Here is a 21578-nt window from a genome sequence, read left to right on the forward strand (position 1 = left end):
TTTATCTAACACCGTGCATTAATTTTTTCAATAGTGGTGTTAAAGCAAATAATAAAATTGCAGCAATACCAGTTAGGACAACAAATACCATAAAGAATTCATATAAGTTATGGATTTCAAATCCTGCAAAAATTGGGTTTTGCGCACTAATTTGATGATGATCCAACAAAGCCAATTGGTCTGCTGAAAGCGTTATTTTTTTATCTAAAACTGCCTGAAGATCGATTCCTAATTCTTTTGCTTTTGCAAATTTATCACCAGTTGCTGGTAAAATAGAACCTAAAGTTCCTCCTAAAGCGTAACCTGATGCATTAGACAAGAAGAATACTCCGTATAATAATGATGCAAAACGTTTTGGAGATAATTTACCAACCAATGACAAACCAATTGGAGACAAACACAACTCTGCACATGTATTTAAGAAATATAATAAGATCAACCATTTAACTAGCAAGAAACCTGAAGTTCCGATATAAGAAACCTGAGTCGCGATCATAAAGAAACTAATCGAAATGATTACTAAACCTGCAGCCAATTTTACAGGAGAAATCGGCTCTTTCCCTTTAGCTCTTAAAGTATCCCAAAGCACACTGAAAGGAACTGCTAAAAGCACAACAAATAATCCGTTAAAAATTTGAACCATCGATGGTGGCATTGCCCAACCAAAGAAATGTCTGTCTGTTTGGTTATCTGCAATAAAAGTTAAAGACGAACCCGCCTGCTCAAATGCCGCCCAGAAAAAGATAATAAAGAACGATACGATGTAGATTACAATAATTCTATCTCTTTCAATTTTAGTTAAAGAAGTATCAGAGATAATTAATCCTGCCAAAGCCAAACCACTTGAGTAAATCAAAGTATAAATTAAGTTCTGACCTACAACATAATGAAAAAAGAAACCTAAAGCAATAAAAGCAACTCCTGCCATAGCAAGCGCTTTATTTGAAAAGTTTGCTTTCTGAGCTTCTCCTTCTTCAAAATCTGAAGCATCATTTTTAGAAGGAAGTCCTCCTAATGGTTTTCCTTCTGGAGAAACCACATATTTATTTTTTAAGAAGTAGAACAAAATTGTTCCTAACAACATAGCCACAGAAGCCGCCATGAATCCCCATCTAAAAGCGTGGATATCTCTAATTCCACCAGCATCTTTAACATCTCCTAACAAAGGACAGATAGACTGACCTAAGAATGCTCCGATGTTAATTCCCATATAGAAAATAGTAAATGCACTATCCAATTTTGTTTTTTCTTGTTTTGGATACAAACTTCCAACCATACTAGAAATGTTTGGCTTAAAGAATCCGTTACCAAAAACAATTACACCCAATGCAGAGTACATAACGATTTTTGCCAAGTCTAAATTAGACTCAAAAATACTTCCGCTCGTAAACAAAAGCATTTGTCCTATTGCCATTAACAACCCTCCCAATAAGATACAGTTTCTGTTTCCTAAATAGCGGTCAGCAACAAAACCTCCTAACATTGGAGTCAAATAACAAAGCCCAAGGAAACCTCCGTAAATTAAAGAAGCTTCTTCTTCCTTCATTAATAATGAATTCACAAGGAATAAAGTTAATAAAGCTCGCATTCCATAAAAATTGAATCGCTCCCACATCTCCGTTCCAAACAATACCCAAAGCCCTTTTGGATGCGCGGTTTTTACTTGTGTTTCTCCCATATTATTCACTATTTAATTAGGTTATGATTTTAAATTATAGATTTTCTTTGATGAAATTGGTCATTTTTGTGTAAAGCTGAACTCTAGTGTTTCCGCCATAAATACCGTGGTCTTTATCTGGATAAATTTGAGAATCAAACTGTTTATTAGCCTGAATTAAAGCTTCCATCATCTGCATCGAGTTTTGAACATGAACATTGTCATCTCCAGAACCGTGAATCAACAAGAACTTTCCTTTCAATTTACTAACATGATTAATTGGAGAGTTTTGATCATATCCGCTTGCATTTTCCTGTGGAGTCTGCATGTATCTTTCTGTATAAACGCTGTCGTAAAATCTCCAGTTGGTAACTGGCGCAACAGCAATTGCCATTTTAAACACATCATTTCCTTGGAAAATACAGTTAGAAGCCATAAATCCACCGTAGCTCCATCCGAAGATTCCAATTCTTGAAGCATCAACATAAGAATAAGCACCAATTACTTTTGCAGCATCTATTTGGTCTTCAACCTCATATTTCCCTAATTCTTTTTGAGTCACTTTTTTGAAATCAGCTCCTTTATAACCTGTACCTCTTCCGTCAACACAAGCTACGATATAACCTTGCTGCGTTAATGAAAGGAACCAGTAATCATTAGAATTATTCCACTGATTTGCTACCTGCTGAGATCCTGGACCAGAATATTGGAACATGAAAACAGGATATTTTTTTGAAGGATCAAAATCTTTTGGTTTTAAAATCCAAGCATTCAATTCATTTCCTTTTGCTGTTTTTAAAACAATAAATTCTTTCGAAGGAAGGTCATACCCTTTCAATTTATCAGCAAGAGCCTGATTATTTTCGATAACCTGAATTTCTTTTCCAGCTTTTGCATCATTTAAAGTATAAACCGTTGGCTGTGTAGCGCTAGAATACGTATTGATAAAGTATTGTAAATTTGGACTGAATGTCGCTTTATTTGTTCCAACTTTAGAAGACAAACGAACTTTATTTTTTCCGTCTAAACCAATTCTGTAAAGATCTCTATTGATAGAACCATTTTCTGTAGATTGGTAGAAAATCGTTTTTGTTTTTTCGTCGAAACCGTAATATGAAACCACTTCCCAGTTTCCTTTTGTAACTTGATTTTTAAGTTTTCCGTTTTTATCATATACATAAATATGATTAAAACCGTCATTTTCGCTTGTCCAGATAAAACTGTTATCTTTTAAGAATGTCAAATTATCATTGATATCTACATATGCTTTATCTTTTTCATTCAAAACTACTTTTGCAGCAGCTGTGTTTCCATCAACAAACAATAAGTCTAAATTATCTTGGTGACGGTTCAAAACCTGTGCACAAAGTACATTTGCATCATTTGTCCATTGCATTCTTGCAATATAGAAATCATTATATTTTCCTAAATCTACTTTTTTAGTTGCTGCAGCAGCTACATCATAGATATGTAATGAAACTTCTGAGTTTTTTTCTCCAGCTTTAGGATATTTAAAAGTCTCAATTTTTGGATATAAATCTTTATGAAATATTGACATTGAAAACTCAGGAACTTGACTTTCGTCAAAACGAATATAAGCTACTTTTTTACTGTCTTTACTCCAGTCGAAAGCGCGAACAAATGCAAATTCTTCTTCGTAAACCCAGTCCGTAATACCATTTATAACAGCATTTTTCTTTCCGTCTGTTGTAATAGCCGTAGATTTTTTTGATGCTACGTCGTATACATATAAGTTATTTTCTTTTGCGTAAGCGATTTTTGTTCCGTCAGGTGAGAATGTTGGCTCTTGAATTTGAAAATCAACAAGTTTGATCAGAGATTTTGCTGCGATATCATAAAGGTAGTAATCGGCAGTAAAAGAGTGACGGAAGATTTTAGAAGAATGACAAGCAATTAAGATCTTTTTTTCAGAAACATCAAAAGTGTAGCTGTCAATTCCGTCGGCAAGTTCTTTAAAGTTCTTAGTATCAATAAGATTGGATACTTTTTTCAGGGTAGCAAAATCGTATAAATCAATCTGCATACTTCTGCTCGCTTGGTCAATATTTAAAACAGTATATTGATTTGTATTTTTCAGCGATTGTAGTTCATCCATTCCTTTAGCCCGGAAAGTACCGCTAAAAACATTTTCGACAGTTATTTTCTGCTGTCCAAAAACAACCGCAGTTAAGAATAAAAGTACTGCAGTAAATTTGCTTGTATTCATTAGAATTATTTTAAATATAAAAAGAGCCCAATTTTAGTAAAAAAAATAAACATAATACACATTTTAAGTGTTAAATGTTAAAAAAAATAACGATTGCGTACTTTCATGTCTGAAATAGATTGCAATCAAAACTCTTAAAATAGTATCTTTGTGCACACAATACTATTTAATACATTGAGAATGAACAACGCTGTTGCCGGATTTTCTAAATTATCCAAAAAAGAAAAAATTAACTGGATTGCAAATGAATATTTTTCAAATCCTGAAGAGGCACAAAATATTATAAGAAATTACTGGAATTCAGACGAAAAGGTTCAGCAGCTTCATGACGAATTTATAGAAAACACCATTACAAACCTTTATATCCCACTTGGAGTTGCTCCTAACTTTTTGATTAACGGAAAATACAAAACAATTCCGATGGCAATTGAAGAAAGTTCTGTAGTTGCAGCAGCTTCAAAAGCCGCAAAATACTGGTCGACAAGAGGCGGATTTAAAGCTACTATTATCAATACTGAAAAAATTGGTCAGGTACATTTTACTTATAGCGGAGATGCAGAAAAACTAACTCAGTTTTTTGACCAATTAAAACCAAAATTCTTTTCAGAAACGCAAAGCATTACCAAAAATATGCAGCAGCGTGGTGGAGGAATTTTAGATATTAAACTAAAAGACAAAAGAAGTTTACTTGAAAACTACTATCAGCTTCATGCTACTTTTGAAACAAAAGACAGCATGGGAGCCAATTTCATCAATTCTTGCTTAGAGCAATTTGCCACTACTTTAAAAGAAGAAGCTCAAAATTCTGACTTGTGCAAAAATGGTGAAAACCTAGAGGTCATAATGAGTATTCTCTCTAACTACGTGCCGCACTGCCTTGTTAGAGCTGAAGTTTCTTGCCCAATCGAAGAATTAGCAGAAAAACACATCACCAATCCTCAAGAATTTGCAGAACGTTTTGTTCAAGCTGTTCAAATCGCAGAAGTTGAACCTTTTAGAGCAGTTACCCATAACAAAGGCATCATGAATGGTGTCGATGCTGTAATTCTGGCAACAGGAAACGATTTTAGAGCCGTAGAAGCTGGCGTTCATGCTTATGCAGCTCGAAATGGTCAATACGCAAGTTTATCTCACGCCAAAATCGAAAACGGAATCTTTACTTTTTGGCTTGAAATTCCGCTTGCAGTTGGCACAGTTGGCGGCTTAACCTCTTTACATCCTTTAGTAAAATTGTGCTTAGAAATTTTAGAGAAACCATCCGCACAAGAATTAATGCAAATTGTAGCAGTTGCAGGTTTAGCACAAAATTTTGCTGCATTGCGCTCGCTAACCACCACTGGAATTCAGGAAGGACATATGAAAATGCACCTTAACAACATTATCAATCAATTTGAAGCTACCGATGAAGAGCGTCATTTAATTAAAACACACTTCAAAAAAACAGCTGTTTCTCATAGCGCTGTGGTAGAATTTATTGAAAACTTAAGAAAATAAAAAAGTCAAAAATTCCAATATTTTAAGTTCCAAATTCCAAATTCCAAATTTCCTACTTGGAATTTGGAATTTCACATTTGGAATTTGAAATTTAAGATTTAGAATTTATATAATAAAACAAGTATGTCAACAACCTTTTATAGTAACGGAAAACTTTTTATTGCTGGAGAATATCTGGTTTTGGATGGAGCAGATGCTTTTGCGTTGCCTACAAAATTTGGTCAGGATTTAGTGATTGAAGATTCAGAAGACAAACAAATTGAATGGAAAAGTTATGATTACGACAAACACTTATGGTTTGAAGAGACTATTTCATTTGACGAAGTTATAAAAGGTTTAAACTCTCAAATTGACACGGTAAAATCGACTTTAGTCAACATACTGCATGAAGCTTATATTTTAAATCCAAAGTTTATTGATAACGCTACAGGCTATAAAGTAAGCACGCATTTGGGTTTTCCAAAAAACTGGGGATTAGGAACTTCCTCAACTCTTATAAATAATATTGCCCAGTGGGCTCAAATTAATGCTTTTACGCTATTAAATAATAGTTTTGGCGGAAGCGGTTATGATATTGCGTGCGCACAAAACAACACCCCTGTTTTATACAGAATAAAAGATAATTTCGTACAGCAAGTTGAATTTAACCCAGACTTTAAGGAGCACATTTATTTTGTTTATTTGAATAAAAAACAAAATAGCAAATCTGCTATTTTCTCTTACAACAACCATAAAAACAATCATTTAGCAGACCTAATTGCAGAAAACAATAAAATCACAAATGCGATTCTTCATGCTCAAACATTAAAAGATTTTGCTTCTGCAGTTCAGAAACATGAAATTCATTTGAGCAAAATCTTAGAAATGCAAACTATAAAAGAAGCTATTTTTCCTGATTTTAATGGTGTCATTAAAAGTCTAGGAGCTTGGGGCGGCGATTTTGTTATGGTAGTTTCTAAAGAAAATCCGAAAGACTATTTCTTTAATAAAGGATATGAGACGATTTTAACTTATAAAGAAATGATTTTATAAAATCAATTTTGAAAAAAAGACATTAATTAGCCTTTTTAGTGCTTTTAACGTGCTTTGTCTCTAAACGACGCACAGCTTTGCTTTCTTGCTCATTAGACTCTATAAGCCTATTGTGCAAGCGTTCAGCCATTTTTTCGATGCTGTTTGTAATAGAATCGTAAACCACTTCCATTCGGCGGTGTTTCTCCTCTTTTACTGCCCTTAAAACATCTTCTACAAAAACTTTATCATATTTTTCGGCAACAGAATCATGTGTATTTGTCAATCTGATCACATAGTCGTTACTCAAAATAGTAACTTTAAAATGCTGCTCTTCATTACTCAAATAATACTTTCCACCCAATTCATCAACATTGATGTCGGTGCTGCCCACTTTTAAAAGCTCGATAATAATCCCATAAATATGACTTTCTATTTTGGTATATACTCTCGGCTTCTTTCTAAAAAAATTAAAAGTAAAAAACATTAAATGATTAATTATTAAGGATATTGGTTTTGGTTTGTTTCTTATTTTTTTTCAGCAAAAGCCAAAAATATGTTAAAATAAAAAATCGAGCAAATAAACTGTAATATTTTGAAAATCACAAGTTTTTCAAATTAAATTTCGATAATCCCTATATACTTTAGGAAAATTAATACAAAGTAAAATTATTTACTTCTGAAAAATAAATAAACTCTATTTAGATTTACAAAATTAAAACCGCTAATTATCAATAAACCAATTTTTTAGCAAAGTCACTAAAAACAAAAAAGCCCAAAACATTTAGTTTTGGGCTTTTATATATTAACCTTTTACTTAATAAAACTAGTAGTTAAATTGCAATCTGTTATCTTCAATTTTAGCATTGTTTTTCAACGCTGGTAATACTCTACTTGCATCATTAGCACTTTGAGCTTTTACTTTCTCTACATAAGCAGCGTGATTAGCAATTGCAGGAGCTTTTACAGTTTTAATGTTTTTAACAACATAAACACCAGTATTTCCTTCAATTGGAGCAGAGATTTTGTTTGCTGTTAAAGCAAATGCATTACCTACTACTCTTGGCTCTTGCCCAACTCCACCTGGCAATACAGGATTATCTAGAGTTACATCTGTAGCTTGTTGAACCGCAACTCCTGCAGCTTTAGCAATAGCCTCAATGCTAGAACCTTGCATTTTAGCTTTTAACAATTCTGCTTTTTTCTTGTTTTTCAAGATTGGCTCAACATAAGGTCTTGCCATATCAACAGAAACTAAACCTGATTTGTTCTCACCTTTATATTGTGCGATAACGTGTCCGATGTTTGCAATTTCAAAACGTTTTACATCTCCTTTATCAGTTTCTTTATCAAAAGCCCATCTTACAATGTTACGTTGGTTTCCTAATGGTCCAAACGCTTCATCCATAGCTTTTGCATTAACTGGCTGAGCCACTTTTAAACCTAATTCTTTCGCTGCAGCATTGAAATCTTTATCAGCAGCATCCATTTCGAATTTAGTAGCTAATGTAAATACTTTATCAGAAGTAGCTTCAGAAGGCTCGATTTTTTGAGCAATTGTAGCTAAACGAATTCCGTCTTGTTTGTCTGTAATTTTGATAATGTGAAATCCGAAAGGAGTTTCTACTAAACCAACTTTACCAATTCCGTTGCTGAATACAAAATCATTGAAAGCTTTCACCATTTGGTTTGGTCCAAAATATCCTAAATCACCACCTTGCTGTGCAGATGAATCATCAGAACTTGTAAAAGCCAACATCATAAAACTATCTGGTTTAGCTTGAACTTGAGCTAAAATTTCTTCCGCTTTAGCTTTAGCTTCTTCTTTAGTTCTTTTCTCTTTTGGATTTGGAGTTTGAGATCCTTCATAACCAATTAAGATATGACTTGCTTTTGCATTAACACCCGCTTTAAATCCTAAAGATTTAGAGATTGCATAGTATCTTCCGTAAACGTATGGTCCGTAGATTGCTCCAGCTGGTAAGCTAAATAATTTGTCTGCATCAACTGCTGGCAATGCATTTTTAGGAACATAAGTAGAATCGTAAGGCACATCAGAATTTGCATTTACAAATTCAGCAATGTTTGTTGCGCTTTTAAATCCTGGCAATGTATCGTTTTTACCTGTTTTTGCATTGTAAACAACGCTTCCTGATAATAAAGCAGTTAATTTAGCTTTAATTTCTGCCTCATCTTCTTTAGAAGCTTTATCTTCAACTAAAACGTACTGAATTTCGCGAGTTGCATCAGCTTTGAATTTTTTCTCGTTTTTCTTCATGTAAGCTACGATCTCATCATCAGAGATTTTTACTTCACTATCTTTAATAGAAGAATACGGAGCTGCTGCATAAGCAAAACTCACTTTATTAGCTTCCATTTCATACTTTAATTTTCCTTCACTAGCAGTTGTGTAAAGTCCTGATTTAATTAAAGTATTATAGATTTGAAACTTAGCGTTCAATTCAGCATCTTTCTCTTTCTCAGCGATGTATTGTGCAGCTTCTGGATTTGTTTTAAAATAATCTTTAAACTTAACAACATCAAAAATTCCTGCTGCGTTTAAGAACATTGGGTTTTTACCAATATTTGGATCTGATTTCAAAACCTCTAAAATGTGTTTTTCACCAACTCTCAATCCTAATTTATCAAATTGAGATGACAATAAAGCGATTGAAACTTCTTGATCCCAAACTCTGTTTGCAGCTTCAGTGGAAGTTATACCTTGCCCACTTTTTTCAACATTACTAACTTTAACTCTAAAGTCTTCAAATGAAATATCTTTTCCATCGATGCTTCCTACATCTTTTGAACTTTGACCAAATGTTCCTCTTGTAAATAGATCTTGTATTATAAATGCAAATAATGCAAGTGCAATAACTCCTATCAATAAAGCGGAACGCTGTCTAATTTTTGCTAAAACTGCCATTTTATTATCGTTAATTTTATATTCAGTTTGCGAAAATACAATTATCTAGTTAATAACAATACAACTAGCGTTTTATTTTCAACATTTTTTTTCATTAATTTAAAAAATCAGTCTTTAATTGTCATTTTGACTAGTTCTATTTTCTTATTTGATGCCTCTTCAATATAAAAATGAAACTTATCTATTACAATTTTATCTCCTTTTTGTGGGATTTCTTTTGTATGATTGACAATAAAACCTCCTAATGTGCCATAAGAATCTTCTTCTGGAATCATTAATTTATAGGTCTCATTCAAATACTCAACATCTAATCGTGTTGAAAACAAATACTTGCCTTCTCCAATTTGCTCTTCGATCAATTCTTCATCTAAATCGTGCTCGTCTTCAATTTCCCCAAAAAGCTCTTCTACAATATCTTCAATTGTGATAATTCCTGAAGTCCCTCCATATTCATCTAAAACTACTGCCACATTTTTTCGTTTTTTGATCAATAAATTCAGAACATCTTTAATTAAAATGGTTTCTGGAACAAATTCAACGGTCATTAGAACCGATTTTATTGTAGCTGGTTTTTTAAACAAATCGAAGGAATGAACATAACCTACAATATCATCTAATGAATTCTGGCTTATGATAATTTTAGAATATCCTGTTTCGATAAATAAGGCTCTAAGATCGTCTACAGTATCAAACAAATCTATGTCGACAATCTCTGTTCGAGGCGTCATAATATCGCGTGCCTTAACAGCTGAAAATTCTAAAGCATTTTGAAAAATCTGAATTTCAGAATCCACTTCTTCATCTTCTTCAACTGTGCTCATTTGCTCTGTGATGTAATTTCCTAGCTCAATTCGACTAAATAAATGAATTTGGCTTCCTTCTGTTTTAAAAAATTTACTCAACACAAAATCTGCAATCCAAATAAAGAAAGTCGAGATATAATAAAACAATCGGTAAAATAAATAAGCCGGAAGTGCCAAAATCTTAATTAAAGAATTGGCATAAATTTGAAAAAATACCTTAGGAAAAAATTCTGAAGTCAGCAGCACTACAAATGTAGCTAGAAGTGTCTGGATAAGGATATTCCACCAATCAGAAAAAACTAAACCAAAATAAGCCATCCAATCTAAAATCAGATCGCCCATAAAAAAACCGTAAATCACCAAAGCTACATTGTTGCCAATAAGCATGGCAGCGATAAACTTAGAAGGATTTTCGGTTAATTTTGTTAAGATTCGAGACAAGAAATCGTCTTGTTTCTTTTCTATTTCGAGATAAATTTTATTGGCGGATGTAAAAGCTATTTCCATCCCAGAAAAAAAGGCAGCTAGTATTAAACAGATTACTATAATACTAATTTCCATTTTTATTGTTTTTTGTTTCGGTCATTATGCCTATTAAGAAATCTTCTCCTAAAGAAAAACATAAAAACAGCCATCCCTGCAATTACAAAATAGAAAGGATAACTTTCATCGCCTTCATTCAGTTTTACAATACCATCATAAGTAAAGAAAACCGCAAAAAGGATGTAAACGTATTGTGTATATTTTAAATAACCCATAATATTATAATTCTTCGTCTGATTCAATTTCACCGCTTATTCGCTGCGAATTAATCACTTTAAAATCTCTACTAAAATCTATTCCCTGACCATAGGAAACCCCTTTTTTATCGGTCAATTTGAACTTTCGTTCTGTATAAAACCACTCGTTTTTCTGATCGAAATACAATTGTTCTGTTTCTAAAACCTGTCCTTCTTCAGAAGTAATCTTTACTTTACCGATCAAATCAATAATTCCGGTGTTTTTATAGGAAACCGCATAATTACCTCTAATAAAGGTACGTTTCTGCTTTTTATCATATAACGTAACATCGATTCCTTTAGGGAATTCTGTAAAAGGAAAATCAAGATTGGAATAATCTAGCATTTTCGGACTGATCAGAACTCCTGTAATGCGTCCAGAATCTGTGTATTTAATATTTACAGTATCGGCATCACTGGCAGGAACAAACTCTGAGAAGTTAATTTTCTGAACTTCTTTAAAATTACTTTCGCATCCAAAAAACATTGTCACAGCAATAACTGTGACAACTAATAGACTATATCTTTTTGGTAAATTCATTTGCCAAATGTAGTAAATTGTAATGAGCTTCTAAAAGATAAAATATTTTGTTTATTGGAATTTGCTCTTCACAAACCATTTGTCGTTGAAAGAGAAACTCACACTAAAATTAACATAATTCTCTTGCACTAAATCTGATGCCGTTGTACCACGTTTACCAAATTCAACTCCGAAATTTAGATTTGAAAAAGATCCTGGAATTGGAACTCCAGCTCCTAAACTCATTCCGATATCTTTAATAGATTCATTATTTACAATAAGACCGATTTTTTCATATTTCAAACCAGCTCTATAGGTAATTCTACTCAAATAACTAGTAAAAGAAGTATAATTTGGAAGGTAATATCCACCAAGAGCATATTTAGAATAGCTCTCATATCTTACATTACTTGCCTCATTATAATAATTTGCTAGCTGTCCGTCTCCTTGAAAAGTCATGTTAGCTCCCACAAGCCATTTTCTAGATTCACCAATACCAAAACCAACGCTCAATTTGTTCGGAAGTTTTAATTTTGTTGTTTCTGTTGGAGAAATATAAGGGTCAGAATCTCCTTGAACCGAAATAACTCTTTTGTTATCTGAATTCAGATTGCTAGCGAAAGTATAGCTTAAACTAGAAAAAATGCTCGTTTTTTTATCGATTTTCTTCTGATACATTGTACCGAAACTAAATGCCATACCAGAAAGTTCAGACGTATTCACTTCTGCCGTTCCGCTTTCAACTCCAGTAATACCTTCTATAGTTGTAGTTGTAATTTTTCCGAAATTATATTGTGCATCTGCTCCAATATTCCAGTTTTTCATGATTTTATATGACAAACCAAAATATACTTTATTCACACCACCTTTTCCATCAAGCTGAGAATTTAATGCACCTTCTGTAGCCGAATTGTCATTACGTATTTTGTATCCTACTGAACTTACAGGAATCAAACCAAATGAAGCTCCAAATTTCCCCATCGGAATACCTAATGCTAAATAATCAAAAGTAGTTCTTTGTGCTTTTTCTGATTGAGAAGTCGTCTTTAAATTAGAAGTAGCAAATGTTCCTCCAACTGTAAAAGTTGTCTGAATTAAGCTGGCATAACTTGCCGGGTTTTCTATATTTAAGTGAATCGTATCTTGCTCTACTGCAACTCCTGCCATAGATCTGTTTTCAAGTGTTCCCTTGAATCTCACATCTCCTATTCCGAAAAAAGAATAAGGTGAAGCAGTACCTTGTTGAGCGAATGAAACGAACGATATAAGCAAACAAGCGCTTAGTATTACTTTTTTAATCATTGTCGATTTTATATTGATATGTTTGGCTCAAACTCTCCAGAAGGAAATTTGAATTGGCAAATATGGTATTTTTTAATCGTTTAGCCAAAAAATCTGCATCGCCTCCCGTTAAAATTATGATAAAATTTGAAAACTCTTTCCGATATTCATCGATAAAACCGTCAATCTCATAGACGAAACCGTTGACAACACCAGAATGTATAGCCTGTGCCGTTGAGTTTCCTATATAAGAGTCGGGCTCTTCTAAGGTTAGTAACGGCAGTCTGGCCGTAAAATTATGCAGCGATTCATATCTTAAACGAAGCCCTGGAGAAATGGCTCCTCCTAAATAATTATCATTTTCGTCGATGAAATCGTAAGTTATGCAAGTTCCCGCATCGATAACCAAACGGTTTTGTTTTGGAAATTGAAGTGTTGCTCCTGCAGCCAAAATCATTCGATCTATTCCTAAAGTTTTTGGAGTTGCATACTTATTTTGAAAAGGGAAAACATCTTCGTGGGTAAAAAAGTGAACTTTTAGTCTGTTTTCAAAAGTCAAAAAGGACTGTTTTTCGATATTTCCTACCGAAGCAACAACCAAATCGGAGCATTTTGGATATTTTTCTAAAATTTTTTCAATTTTTTTTTCGATTTCATTTTTATCAAAAACAAAATTTTCTAGAGAAGTATTACCCTCAAATACAGACGCTTTAATTCTGGTATTGCCAACATCTATCGTTAAAATCATATTTCCATTTTTGCTTTTGCGAAGATACGAATAGATTTTTTCTAAAAAATGTTTTGCACAAACCAAAAATGATTATATATTTGCACCCGCAACAAGCACGGTACCTTAGCTCAGATGGTAGAGCAATGGACTGAAAATCCATGTGTCCCTGGTTCGATCCCTGGAGGTACCACGAAACCCGAATAGAAATATTCGGGTTTTTTGTTTTTATACTTTTCTGTTTTTTTTTGACCGCAAGGAACGCTAGGGTTTACGCAAAGGTTAGCAAAGTTTTTAAAATTAAACTTTGCGAACCTTTGCGTTTTTTCTTTGCGCTCTTTGCGGTTAAACCCTCTTCAAATTTTCTTTTGTGAGCCAATTCAAAAAAACGTTGCGAACCTTTGCGCTTTTTCTTTGCGCCTTAGCGGTTAAATTCAAATGTCAACAAATAAATAGTTTTTGTTAAAAAAGTATTAAGTGAATAACAAAATATCTTCTATATTCGTAAAACTGTATTTTTAGAATTCATTCATTAACAAGATCTCAAAGCAGTTTTATGAGCAAAACTTCTACTAAGGGCATTTGGAAAGTAATTTCAGCCTCTTCTATGGGCACCATGATCGAATGGTACGATTTTTACATTTTTGGCAGTCTAGCTGTCGTTATTTCAACTAAATTTTTTCCAAGCGACAATCCAACCGCAGCGTTTTTATCTACTTTGGCGACATTTGCCGCAGGATTTGTAGTTCGACCTTTTGGAGCTTTATTCTTTGGGAGACTTGGCGATATTATTGGGCGTAAATACACTTTCATGGCTACCTTATTATTAATGGGTGGTTCTACTTTTCTAATTGGCTGCATTCCAAGTTATGAATCCATTGGTTTTCTTGCTCCTTTATTGGTTTTGATTTTACGTCTATTGCAAGGGCTTGCTCTTGGAGGTGAATATGGCGGAGCCGCTACGTATGTTGCCGAACACGCACCTGCTGGAGAAAAAGGATATTGGACTTCTTGGATTCAGACCACTGCTACTGTTGGCTTATTTATTTCTCTAATGGTTATTCTAGCTACTAAAAGCGTACTTTCTCCTGAAGCCTTTGATTTATGGGGATGGCGTGTTCCGTTTTGGGTTTCGATTGCGATGGTTGGAGTTTCGTATTTAATTCGAAAAAATATGGACGAATCTCCAGTTTTCGCGAAAGCTAAAAAAGAAGGAACCACAAGCACAAATCCGTTAAAAGAAAGTTTTGGAAACCGATACAATTTAAAGTTTGTTCTTTTGGCTTTGTTCGGCGCTACAATGGGGCAAGGTGTTGTTTGGTATACGGGACAATTTTATGCCATGAGCTTTATGAAAACGGTAATGAATGTTGATTCTTCTCAAGTTGATGAATTATTAGGAATTGCTCTTTTAATTGGAACTCCGTTTTTTATTGTTTTTGGATGGCTGAGCGACAAAATTGGACGCAAATACATTATGATGTTCGGAATGCTATTGGCAATTTTATCATACAGACCTATTTATAAAGCAATGTACAACACAACAGACATTAGCCAAAAAATAGAAATCGCAGAAAATCCTAGAAAAACAACCGAAAAGAAAGCTGATGGAAGTTCTGTTACAACCATTCAAAAAAAATATACAGATGGCACAACCGTAATGGAGAAAAAAACGTACATGGAGAAAAAAGATGTGCAAACAAGTGTCTCTATTCAAATAACTCCAAATGATAAATGGGCTTTAATTTTTCTGGTTTTTATTCAAGTATTATTTGTAACCATGGTTTACGGTCCGATTGCGGCATTTTTGGTGGAGATGTTTCCAACCAAAATTAGATATACTTCTATGTCATTGCCTTATCATGTTGGAAATGGAATTTTTGGAGGATTGCTCCCTGCTATCTCTACTTACTTTGTATCACACGCCAAAACAGCAGGCAAAGCCGATTTTTATCTGGATGGATTATGGTATCCTATAATTATTGCTGGAATCTGCTTTGTTATTGGGATGATTTATATTGACAACAAAAACAAAATTACTCACCTTTAAAATTTACAAAAAAAATGAATGCGATTAAACAAGTTTTAGGGGCGTTATGGATTGCTTTAGCCGCAGCTGCTGCCTATTTTTGCGTGTTTGAATTTGGTTTGCCCAAACTTCTTTCAGACCAACAAGACGATTTAGTATTTGGTGTAATAATCTTATTTATACTTACTCCGCTAATCGTCATGGGATTAGGAACATTTGGATATTATTCTTTAATTGGAGAATATAACGACCCTAAAAGAAAAACAAATAAATAATTATAGCTAAACCACAAAAAATAATATCTGCTTATTCAATTACTTCAAAAGATATAAAAACATCAAAATAAAACATTTGCATTAAAAAACTACTTAACAAAAAAAAGGCTGTCCATTTCTAGACAGCCCTTTTTCATTACTAACCAAACCTAATTTTTAATAAACTTCACAACGCGAACCTTATTATATTCGTCAAACGCTTTTACTAGATATAATCCAGATGCTAAATTGCTTACAGAGAATTTATAGTCTGTATTTCCGTTTGTATTAAATGTTTTTACTAATTGTCCTGTAACAGAATAGATCTCTACTTTTGAAGTTATGAATCCTAAAGTAAAATAATCTGCAACAGGATTTGGATATAAATTAACTTGGCTTCCTTTTTCGAAATCTTCAATTGCCAAATTTGCTGTTTTATTACCATAAATTCTATACTCTCCAGCTGGTAAATTAATTGGTGCATTTACATCGGTAACATTTATTGTCGTGTTATCCATCAAATTATACCAAATTCCTGTATATGGAAAACCAGTTGAAATATTTTGTGCCGAAGTATCGAAATTAGCTAGAATCAAGACATCTTTTAACTGTGCTGAAGTAAGATTTGCATTCGTAATTTTTACATTTAAAGTTAATGTATTGGCGTCTGGAATTATGGCTGTACCTAAAAACACTGGCTCCGTCTTTTTAAGTGTAATCATTTTTGCCCAATCATTATAAATTTTATTACGATTTGAATTTCCTAGCCAATTGTTTACCCATTGAGGCTGTGGCTTTGTATCTAATTTACAATCTCCGCCAACTGCATCAAAATCTGAATTTACAGAATCATCATTACAGGTAAAAATAGAATTCTCCCAGCCTAGTTCTCCAAAATGCCAAATCATTTTTGGTCCTGGAATTAATAAAGAAACGGCTCCAATGGCGGACATTCTTGACAAAGCTGTATTTAATGTTTTTACATTATAACTTCCGTTTGAAGCTCCGTATTGTACATTTTTATACATTAAACGTTCTTCGTCATGGCTTTCTGCATACCCCATTAAACGGTTGGCCGCAAATCCGTGGTTTGCACTATTCATTCTAAAAATATTACTTTCAGAAGCATATCCCATTGACAATTGATTGTACTCTTTTGTCATTTTCCCCCACATCATCACTCCTTTACTTGGCGTTTCAGAAATTTTATAATCTGCCCATTGTTTTTCTTCTGCGTCACTTCCTAAATGCTCAAAGATGGTATAATGAGTTGGATCTAAACTCCAAGAATAATCGGCATATTTTTTTAAAACATCTACTCTATCTTGCTGATAACCATCGGTACATGCATTATCTGAAGCCGTACAAGCTTGAGTAAATCCTTTGGTTAAATCCCATCGAAATCCATCAATTTTATACTCTTCAATCCATTGTTTAATTACTCTCTCTACATAATATTGCGTTTTATCCGACTGATGATTAAAGTCCTCTCCTACACTATAAGTATGTTTTGCTACGGTATTAAAATATGGATTTTCTGCTGTTGGCGATCCAAAACCGTCTCCGTCAGGATCATTCATCCACATTCTAACCATCGGATTTCTTCCAAAAGCATGATTTAAGGCAACATCCAAAATTACTGCGATTTCATTTTGATGGCACAAATCGATAAACTCTTTTAGTTTATCTGAAGTTCCATAAAACTTATCTAAAGCCATATGAAACGAAGTGTTGTAACCCCAGCTTTCATTGCCTTCAAACTCCATTACAGGCATTAGCTGAATAGCATTTATTTTAAGATTTTTAAAATAATCTATCTTGTCTATTAAACTTTGAAAATTACGAGAAGCATCAAAATCACGAACCAAAACTTCGTAAACCACCAGTTTTTCTTTTTCTGGTTTTACAAAGTTTGTAACCTGCCAGTTGTATGGAGTCTGTCCTGTTTTAAGAACGGTAACTTCAAATTGTTGGCCTGCAGGATAAACTGGTAAATTTGGATAGGAAGATGCTGGAATCCAAGGATCATCATAAGGAGATAAAACCAAAGTTGAGTAAGGATCTGCTGTTTTTACTAAAGATGGAGAATTAGCCAGCGGTGAAGCATCTACAACCCAATATTGAAAAGTATTATTTACACCTGAAACTAATCCAGTCAATTCTAACCAAAATTTCCCCGAAATAGGATCTTTTTTCATGGCATACGCCGATGTAGGCTGCCAGTTATTGAAACTTCCAGCAACGTAAACAAAATCTTTTGATGGAGCATCAAGCACTAATGTTGCTTTGGAAACATCACTAGAATAATTAATTCCATCAGCCAATCCTGTTGGCATTGCTTCAGAAACTGTATTCGGATTTACAACAACCGAAAACTTCTTTATAAGGGTAACTCCTGCTCGAGTTACACTCAATTCATAGGTCTGATTGCTTGTAACATTTGTATGAGAATAGGAATAGCTTGCTGTACTTGCATTCGCATTTATAACTACTCCATTTGCTTTTAAAGAATAACTTGCCGCTCCATTTGTATTTGTTGCAACGATATTAAAATTTGATCCAGAAGCTATAATTAAAGCACTATTTTCGACTGGTGAAGTGAGATTTACTTGAAAAGCTCCTACTTCAACAACAGCATCTTGAGATTGTTTTGATCCAGATCCGTCTTTTGCTTTAACCAAAAAACCTATTCTGCCTATTCCGTTTCTGCCAAAATATACAGAGGGTATAAATGTTTTGGTATACGTGTCGGTTCCTGCATTGTACGTAAATCTGCTGGCTTCATTTGAAGCGGTCCAAGATCCGTTTGAAGGAGAATCTGCTTGATTTGCATCATTTACATCATAAGACCATGACCAAAGATATAAGGCATTGTCTGTAATTCCCCAAGTGTCTTCATTAACACTTGTTCCTGCAATTGAAATAGTTATAGAAGTGGCATCTTCAAAAGTGGGTGGATTTATTGAAAAACTAACCGTTTGCTGTTGGGCAAAAGCAGTTAGTGCCATCAATAAAAATATTGATAGTAAAGTTTTTTTCATAATCAGTGTGGTTATTTGATTAGTAAGTTTGATTAAAAAAGGGCTATCTGAGATAGCCCTTTTTCAGTTATTAACTGAAGTTTTTATTGATTTGGAATCATCAAATAACTTCCGTCTAAATCATTGAAATAAATTACATATTTAGATTTTGCTACTGGTATATTATCCCCAGTTCCTCCACCAGAAAAAGCAGTAGTTCCACCCCATGAAACATCCCATGCATTATTCGCTCTGAATTTTGCTTCTCCATCATTTAAGCTTGTTGCTCCTAATGACCACGCATGTTTGTCAAAAGTCGATTTATCTAATGCAGTAGAAGCATCCCAGCCACCAGGAGTACTGCTTCCTATAACACCAACAGTATCATATAATTTTGCTATTGATGCAGCATCTGTGTAAGGTGTCAAAGTATATTTTAAAGTTTTGGTATTAAACTGGAAATTATAATATCCATCTGCTGGAATTGTAAATTCACCTGCATTATTTTTAATTTCAATCGAACTGTCATCTGCTTTCCCCAATTGAGAATCCCAGCTTCCTTTTACAGATATTAGTTTAAAGTTACCTGCTTTGAAATAACCAACAAATTTATATTTTGTATCATCTTTACCATCTCTGAACATTGGCTGATGTTTCGTATCAACATTATTATCCCATCCGCCAGCAACAGCCGCTCCTATTAGATACCAATCTGTGAAATCATAAGTAACTCTTCCTAAATAAGGAGTAACACTAATTGTAATTAAGTTTTTTCCAACTTGAACAAAACCTCCAGAAACATTAGCAGTAAGTTTCACATCATACTGAGCCGCTTCTTCTGGTTTTCCTCCTAAATCAATTGCTGCTTGATTTAATTCTTTACCTAGTACAGAAACCTCAGTAAGACTGTTTGTAGTACTCTGCAATGTTTTTGCAGCAGTAAAATCTCCGCCTTTCTTATCAATAAGCAAAGTATACTTTATTGCTACAGTTGAAGAATATTGCGCAGCCGACCAAGTAAATTTAGCCACTTCGTCTGATGCTTTATCAACATCAAGAACATAATTCTGACCTGTTGTTGGCGCTGTAATTTCTGGAGCTGCAACAACATTAAGCACTGGTCTTTCGTCTACAGAGTCCGCATTACACGACACCAATAGCACACCAATAAATGCGATTAAAATTTTATATATATTTTTCATTTTACAGTTCTATTAGATATTAGTACCCAGGATTTTGTTTCAATGTAGGGTTCGCCTGAATTGTCTTAGAAGGAATAGGCATTAAGTCTCTATATGAATCTGTTGCCATACCATTCATTACGCCACCTTTCCATTGCCAGATTTTGCTTCCTCCTGTAAATTTTCCAAAACGAATTAAATCTGTTCTTCTGTGGCACTCCCAGAATAACTCTCTACCTCTTTCTGCCAAAAGAAAATCAAGAGTTAAATTTGCACTAGATATTGTAGTTGCTCCTGCTCTTGTTCTAATTTGGTTAACATAATCTACAGCAGTAGCCAAATTACCTGTAGTTGCACCACGTACAACAGCTTCAGCATACATTAAATAAGCATCAGAAACTCTGAATACTGGAAAATCAGTATCTGGAATATCAGTTCTTTGAGCTGGTGAACCATCCGATTTTTTATTAATATATTTAGTCACAGCATAACCATCTGTAAATGTTGAAATATTAGTAATATCTAAAGCTTGTCCATCAGTATGGAATGTTCCTCTTTTATCTCCGGTAGCAGTTGCATCAGGAAAAAGAGCCACGAATTCTTTACGAGTTCTAGTACCGAACCAACCTCCGTCCATTCCTCTTGAAGCAGCATCTATACTTCCTCCAATAGCAGCGTGAATAATAAAACTCATTCCTCCACCAGTTGCTCTAATTGCATTTCCATCACTTATGATTGGGAAAATAAATTCGTTTTGAGCACCATTTGTATTGTTATCTGCAGAGAATAAATAAGAATAAGGAACGTTTGCAAATGTATATCCTGAATTAATGATTTCAGTACATAAAGTTGCTACGTCATTGTTTCTTTCTGTTCCTGTATATACTTTAGAGTTCAAATAAATTTGAGCTAATAAAAATTTAGCCGCTACCTTATCCACTCTACCGTATTCATTTGATCTAGCATTTGCTAAACTATTATCTAAATCTTTTAATTCAGACTCTACAAAAGCAAAAACTTCTGCTCTCGATTTTTGTACTGGATAAAAGAATCCAACCGGATCTGCTTCTGTTGTAATTGGCACATTACCAAACAAATCCATTAAGTTTGTATAAGAATAAGCTCTTAAGAAACGAGCTTCTGCTCTAAAAGTTGCAATTTCAGCTTTTAGACTTGCATCAACACCTCTTGCTTCTAATTTCTCATCTGTAGTTTGTCTTAAAAATTCATTTGCCAAACTGATATGGTAAGATGCTCTAGAATAAGTTCCGTATAAAAACTCATTTACAGGAGACCATGTTTGTGTGTTTAATGTTGGCAAAGCACCATCAGCCCAAGCAATAACAGCCTCATCTGTAGGTAATTCTTGCGTTACAAAAAGCAAACGCAAGTAACTACTAAAATCCCCGCTAAGACCAGCAATATCTGCTTGTCCGTCACCATCATTTCCTCCTACATAAAGTCCAGCATATAATTTTGCTAAAACCTGCTTGTAAGATGCTGGATCTTCAAAAAAAGTTTCCGATAAAAATTCATCATCATCTTTTGGTGTCACGTTTAAATCGTCAGTACACGAAGTAAGCGTCATACTTATTCCTAAAATAAATAGGAAGAAATAAGATATATATTTAAATGATATTTTCATTTTGTATGTTTTAAAATTTTGTTT

The 21578-nt window shown here is 33.8% G+C and carries 16 protein-coding genes and 1 tRNA gene; 5 read left to right on the forward strand and 12 right to left on the reverse strand.

Going from position 1 to position 21578, the window contains the following annotated elements; translation table 11 throughout:
* Position 1 precedes the first annotated feature (1 nt).
* Positions 2-1678 (reverse strand): peptide MFS transporter, encoded by a 1677-nt coding sequence (locus tag BSF41_RS03565; RefSeq protein ID WP_095928135.1) that lies wholly within the window; start codon positions 1676-1678, stop codon positions 2-4.
* Between the two features lie 34 nt (positions 1679-1712).
* Entirely contained in the window at positions 1713-3884 is a 2172-nt protein-coding gene (locus tag BSF41_RS03570; RefSeq protein WP_095928136.1) for a S9 family peptidase, read from the reverse strand.
* A gap of 180 nt (positions 3885-4064) precedes the next feature.
* Here BSF41_RS03570 and BSF41_RS03575 point away from each other — a divergent pair, with 180 nt between their 5' ends.
* Together BSF41_RS03575 and BSF41_RS03580 are read left to right on the forward strand one after the other, a co-directional pair.
* The gene (locus BSF41_RS03575) at positions 4065-5378 is read left to right on the forward strand and encodes a hydroxymethylglutaryl-CoA reductase, degradative (RefSeq protein ID WP_095928137.1); all 1314 of its coding nucleotides are present in this window, start codon (positions 4065-4067) and stop codon (positions 5376-5378) included.
* 123 nt (positions 5379-5501) lie between these two features.
* Positions 5502-6410, forward strand: a complete 909-nt coding sequence (locus BSF41_RS03580; RefSeq protein ID WP_095928138.1) for a GYDIA family GHMP kinase — start codon at positions 5502-5504, stop codon at positions 6408-6410.
* A gap of 22 nt (positions 6411-6432) precedes the next feature.
* Here BSF41_RS03580 and BSF41_RS03585 read toward each other — a convergent pair whose 3' ends face one another.
* The 7 genes from BSF41_RS03585 to BSF41_RS03615 form a co-directional block, all read right to left on the reverse strand.
* Complete coding sequence (locus tag BSF41_RS03585; RefSeq protein ID WP_095928139.1) at positions 6433-6876, reverse strand: hypothetical protein; 444 nt, start codon at positions 6874-6876, stop codon at positions 6433-6435.
* 339 nt (positions 6877-7215) lie between these two features.
* On the reverse strand, positions 7216-9315 hold the full coding sequence (locus BSF41_RS03590; protein WP_095928140.1) for a peptidylprolyl isomerase: 2100 nt from the start codon (positions 9313-9315) through the stop codon (positions 7216-7218).
* 107 nt (positions 9316-9422) lie between these two features.
* Positions 9423-10679: a hemolysin family protein gene (locus tag BSF41_RS03595; RefSeq protein WP_095928141.1), complete on the reverse strand. Its 1257-nt coding sequence runs from the start codon at positions 10677-10679 to the stop codon at positions 9423-9425.
* Positions 10680-10681: 2 nt separating this feature from the next.
* Positions 10682-10876: a hypothetical protein gene (locus tag BSF41_RS03600; protein ID WP_095928142.1), complete on the reverse strand. Its 195-nt coding sequence runs from the start codon at positions 10874-10876 to the stop codon at positions 10682-10684.
* Between the two features lie 4 nt (positions 10877-10880).
* Positions 10881-11438, reverse strand: a complete 558-nt coding sequence (gene lptC / locus BSF41_RS03605) for an LPS export ABC transporter periplasmic protein LptC (RefSeq protein WP_095928143.1) — start codon at positions 11436-11438, stop codon at positions 10881-10883.
* 51 nt (positions 11439-11489) lie between these two features.
* The gene (locus BSF41_RS03610; protein WP_095928144.1) at positions 11490-12719 is read right to left on the reverse strand and encodes a hypothetical protein; all 1230 of its coding nucleotides are present in this window, start codon (positions 12717-12719) and stop codon (positions 11490-11492) included.
* A complete protein-coding gene (locus tag BSF41_RS03615; protein WP_095928209.1) occupies positions 12712-13446 on the reverse strand; it encodes a type III pantothenate kinase in 735 nt (244 codons plus the stop codon). Before BSF41_RS03615 ends, BSF41_RS03610 begins: the two co-directional genes overlap by 8 nt.
* A 99-nt stretch (positions 13447-13545) precedes the next feature.
* Between BSF41_RS03615 and BSF41_RS03620 the strand changes: the two genes are divergently transcribed.
* From BSF41_RS03620 to BSF41_RS03630, 3 genes are all read left to right on the forward strand, one after another.
* Positions 13546-13618: transfer RNA gene (locus BSF41_RS03620), tRNA-Phe, on the forward strand.
* 363 nt (positions 13619-13981) lie between these two features.
* Positions 13982-15475: an MFS transporter gene (locus BSF41_RS03625; protein WP_095928145.1), complete on the forward strand. Its 1494-nt coding sequence runs from the start codon at positions 13982-13984 to the stop codon at positions 15473-15475.
* 14 nt (positions 15476-15489) lie between these two features.
* Positions 15490-15729: a DUF6814 family protein gene (locus BSF41_RS03630; protein ID WP_095928146.1), complete on the forward strand. Its 240-nt coding sequence runs from the start codon at positions 15490-15492 to the stop codon at positions 15727-15729.
* Positions 15730-15878: 149 nt separating this feature from the next.
* On the opposite strand, the gene BSF41_RS03635 is transcribed toward BSF41_RS03630, so the two are convergent.
* From BSF41_RS03635 to BSF41_RS03645, 3 genes are all read right to left on the reverse strand, one after another.
* Positions 15879-18749, reverse strand: a complete 2871-nt coding sequence (locus BSF41_RS03635; protein ID WP_095928147.1) for an alpha-amylase family glycosyl hydrolase — start codon at positions 18747-18749, stop codon at positions 15879-15881.
* Positions 18750-18832: 83 nt separating this feature from the next.
* On the reverse strand, positions 18833-19930 hold the full coding sequence (locus tag BSF41_RS03640; RefSeq protein WP_095928148.1) for a SusE domain-containing protein: 1098 nt from the start codon (positions 19928-19930) through the stop codon (positions 18833-18835).
* Between the two features lie 19 nt (positions 19931-19949).
* Positions 19950-21554 (reverse strand): RagB/SusD family nutrient uptake outer membrane protein, encoded by a 1605-nt coding sequence (locus BSF41_RS03645; RefSeq protein WP_095928149.1) that lies wholly within the window; start codon positions 21552-21554, stop codon positions 19950-19952.
* Positions 21555-21578 lie beyond the last annotated feature (24 nt).

Origin of the sequence: Flavobacterium sp. ACN2, assembly GCF_002303885.1 — a bacterium.
Classification (GTDB): domain Bacteria; phylum Bacteroidota; class Bacteroidia; order Flavobacteriales; family Flavobacteriaceae; genus Flavobacterium.

What these genes read in the sequence shown, in the direction of transcription:
- BSF41_RS03615 (WP_095928209.1), bottom strand. Translation starts at nt 13,446, where the DNA reads ATGATTTTAACGATAGATGTTGGCAATACCAGAATTAAAGCGTCTGTA.
- BSF41_RS03585 (WP_095928139.1), bottom strand. Translation starts at nt 6,876, where the DNA reads ATGTTTTTTACTTTTAATTTTTTTAGAAAGAAGCCGAGAGTATATACC.
- BSF41_RS03610 (WP_095928144.1), bottom strand. Translation starts at nt 12,719, where the DNA reads ATGATTAAAAAAGTAATACTAAGCGCTTGTTTGCTTATATCGTTCGTT.
- lptC (WP_095928143.1), bottom strand. Translation starts at nt 11,438, where the DNA reads ATGAATTTACCAAAAAGATATAGTCTATTAGTTGTCACAGTTATTGCT.
- BSF41_RS03565 (WP_095928135.1), bottom strand. Translation starts at nt 1,678, where the DNA reads ATGGGAGAAACACAAGTAAAAACCGCGCATCCAAAAGGGCTTTGGGTA.
- BSF41_RS03640 (WP_095928148.1), bottom strand. Translation starts at nt 19,930, where the DNA reads ATGAAAAATATATATAAAATTTTAATCGCATTTATTGGTGTGCTATTG.
- BSF41_RS03595 (WP_095928141.1), bottom strand. Translation starts at nt 10,679, where the DNA reads ATGGAAATTAGTATTATAGTAATCTGTTTAATACTAGCTGCCTTTTTT.
- BSF41_RS03575 (WP_095928137.1), top strand. Translation starts at nt 4,065, where the DNA reads ATGAACAACGCTGTTGCCGGATTTTCTAAATTATCCAAAAAAGAAAAA.
- BSF41_RS03590 (WP_095928140.1), bottom strand. Translation starts at nt 9,315, where the DNA reads ATGGCAGTTTTAGCAAAAATTAGACAGCGTTCCGCTTTATTGATAGGA.
- BSF41_RS03645 (WP_095928149.1), bottom strand. Translation starts at nt 21,554, where the DNA reads ATGAAAATATCATTTAAATATATATCTTATTTCTTCCTATTTATTTTA.
- BSF41_RS03635 (WP_095928147.1), bottom strand. Translation starts at nt 18,749, where the DNA reads ATGAAAAAAACTTTACTATCAATATTTTTATTGATGGCACTAACTGCT.
- BSF41_RS03625 (WP_095928145.1), top strand. Translation starts at nt 13,982, where the DNA reads ATGAGCAAAACTTCTACTAAGGGCATTTGGAAAGTAATTTCAGCCTCT.
- BSF41_RS03580 (WP_095928138.1), top strand. Translation starts at nt 5,502, where the DNA reads ATGTCAACAACCTTTTATAGTAACGGAAAACTTTTTATTGCTGGAGAA.
- BSF41_RS03600 (WP_095928142.1), bottom strand. Translation starts at nt 10,876, where the DNA reads ATGGGTTATTTAAAATATACACAATACGTTTACATCCTTTTTGCGGTT.
- BSF41_RS03570 (WP_095928136.1), bottom strand. Translation starts at nt 3,884, where the DNA reads ATGAATACAAGCAAATTTACTGCAGTACTTTTATTCTTAACTGCGGTT.
- BSF41_RS03630 (WP_095928146.1), top strand. Translation starts at nt 15,490, where the DNA reads ATGAATGCGATTAAACAAGTTTTAGGGGCGTTATGGATTGCTTTAGCC.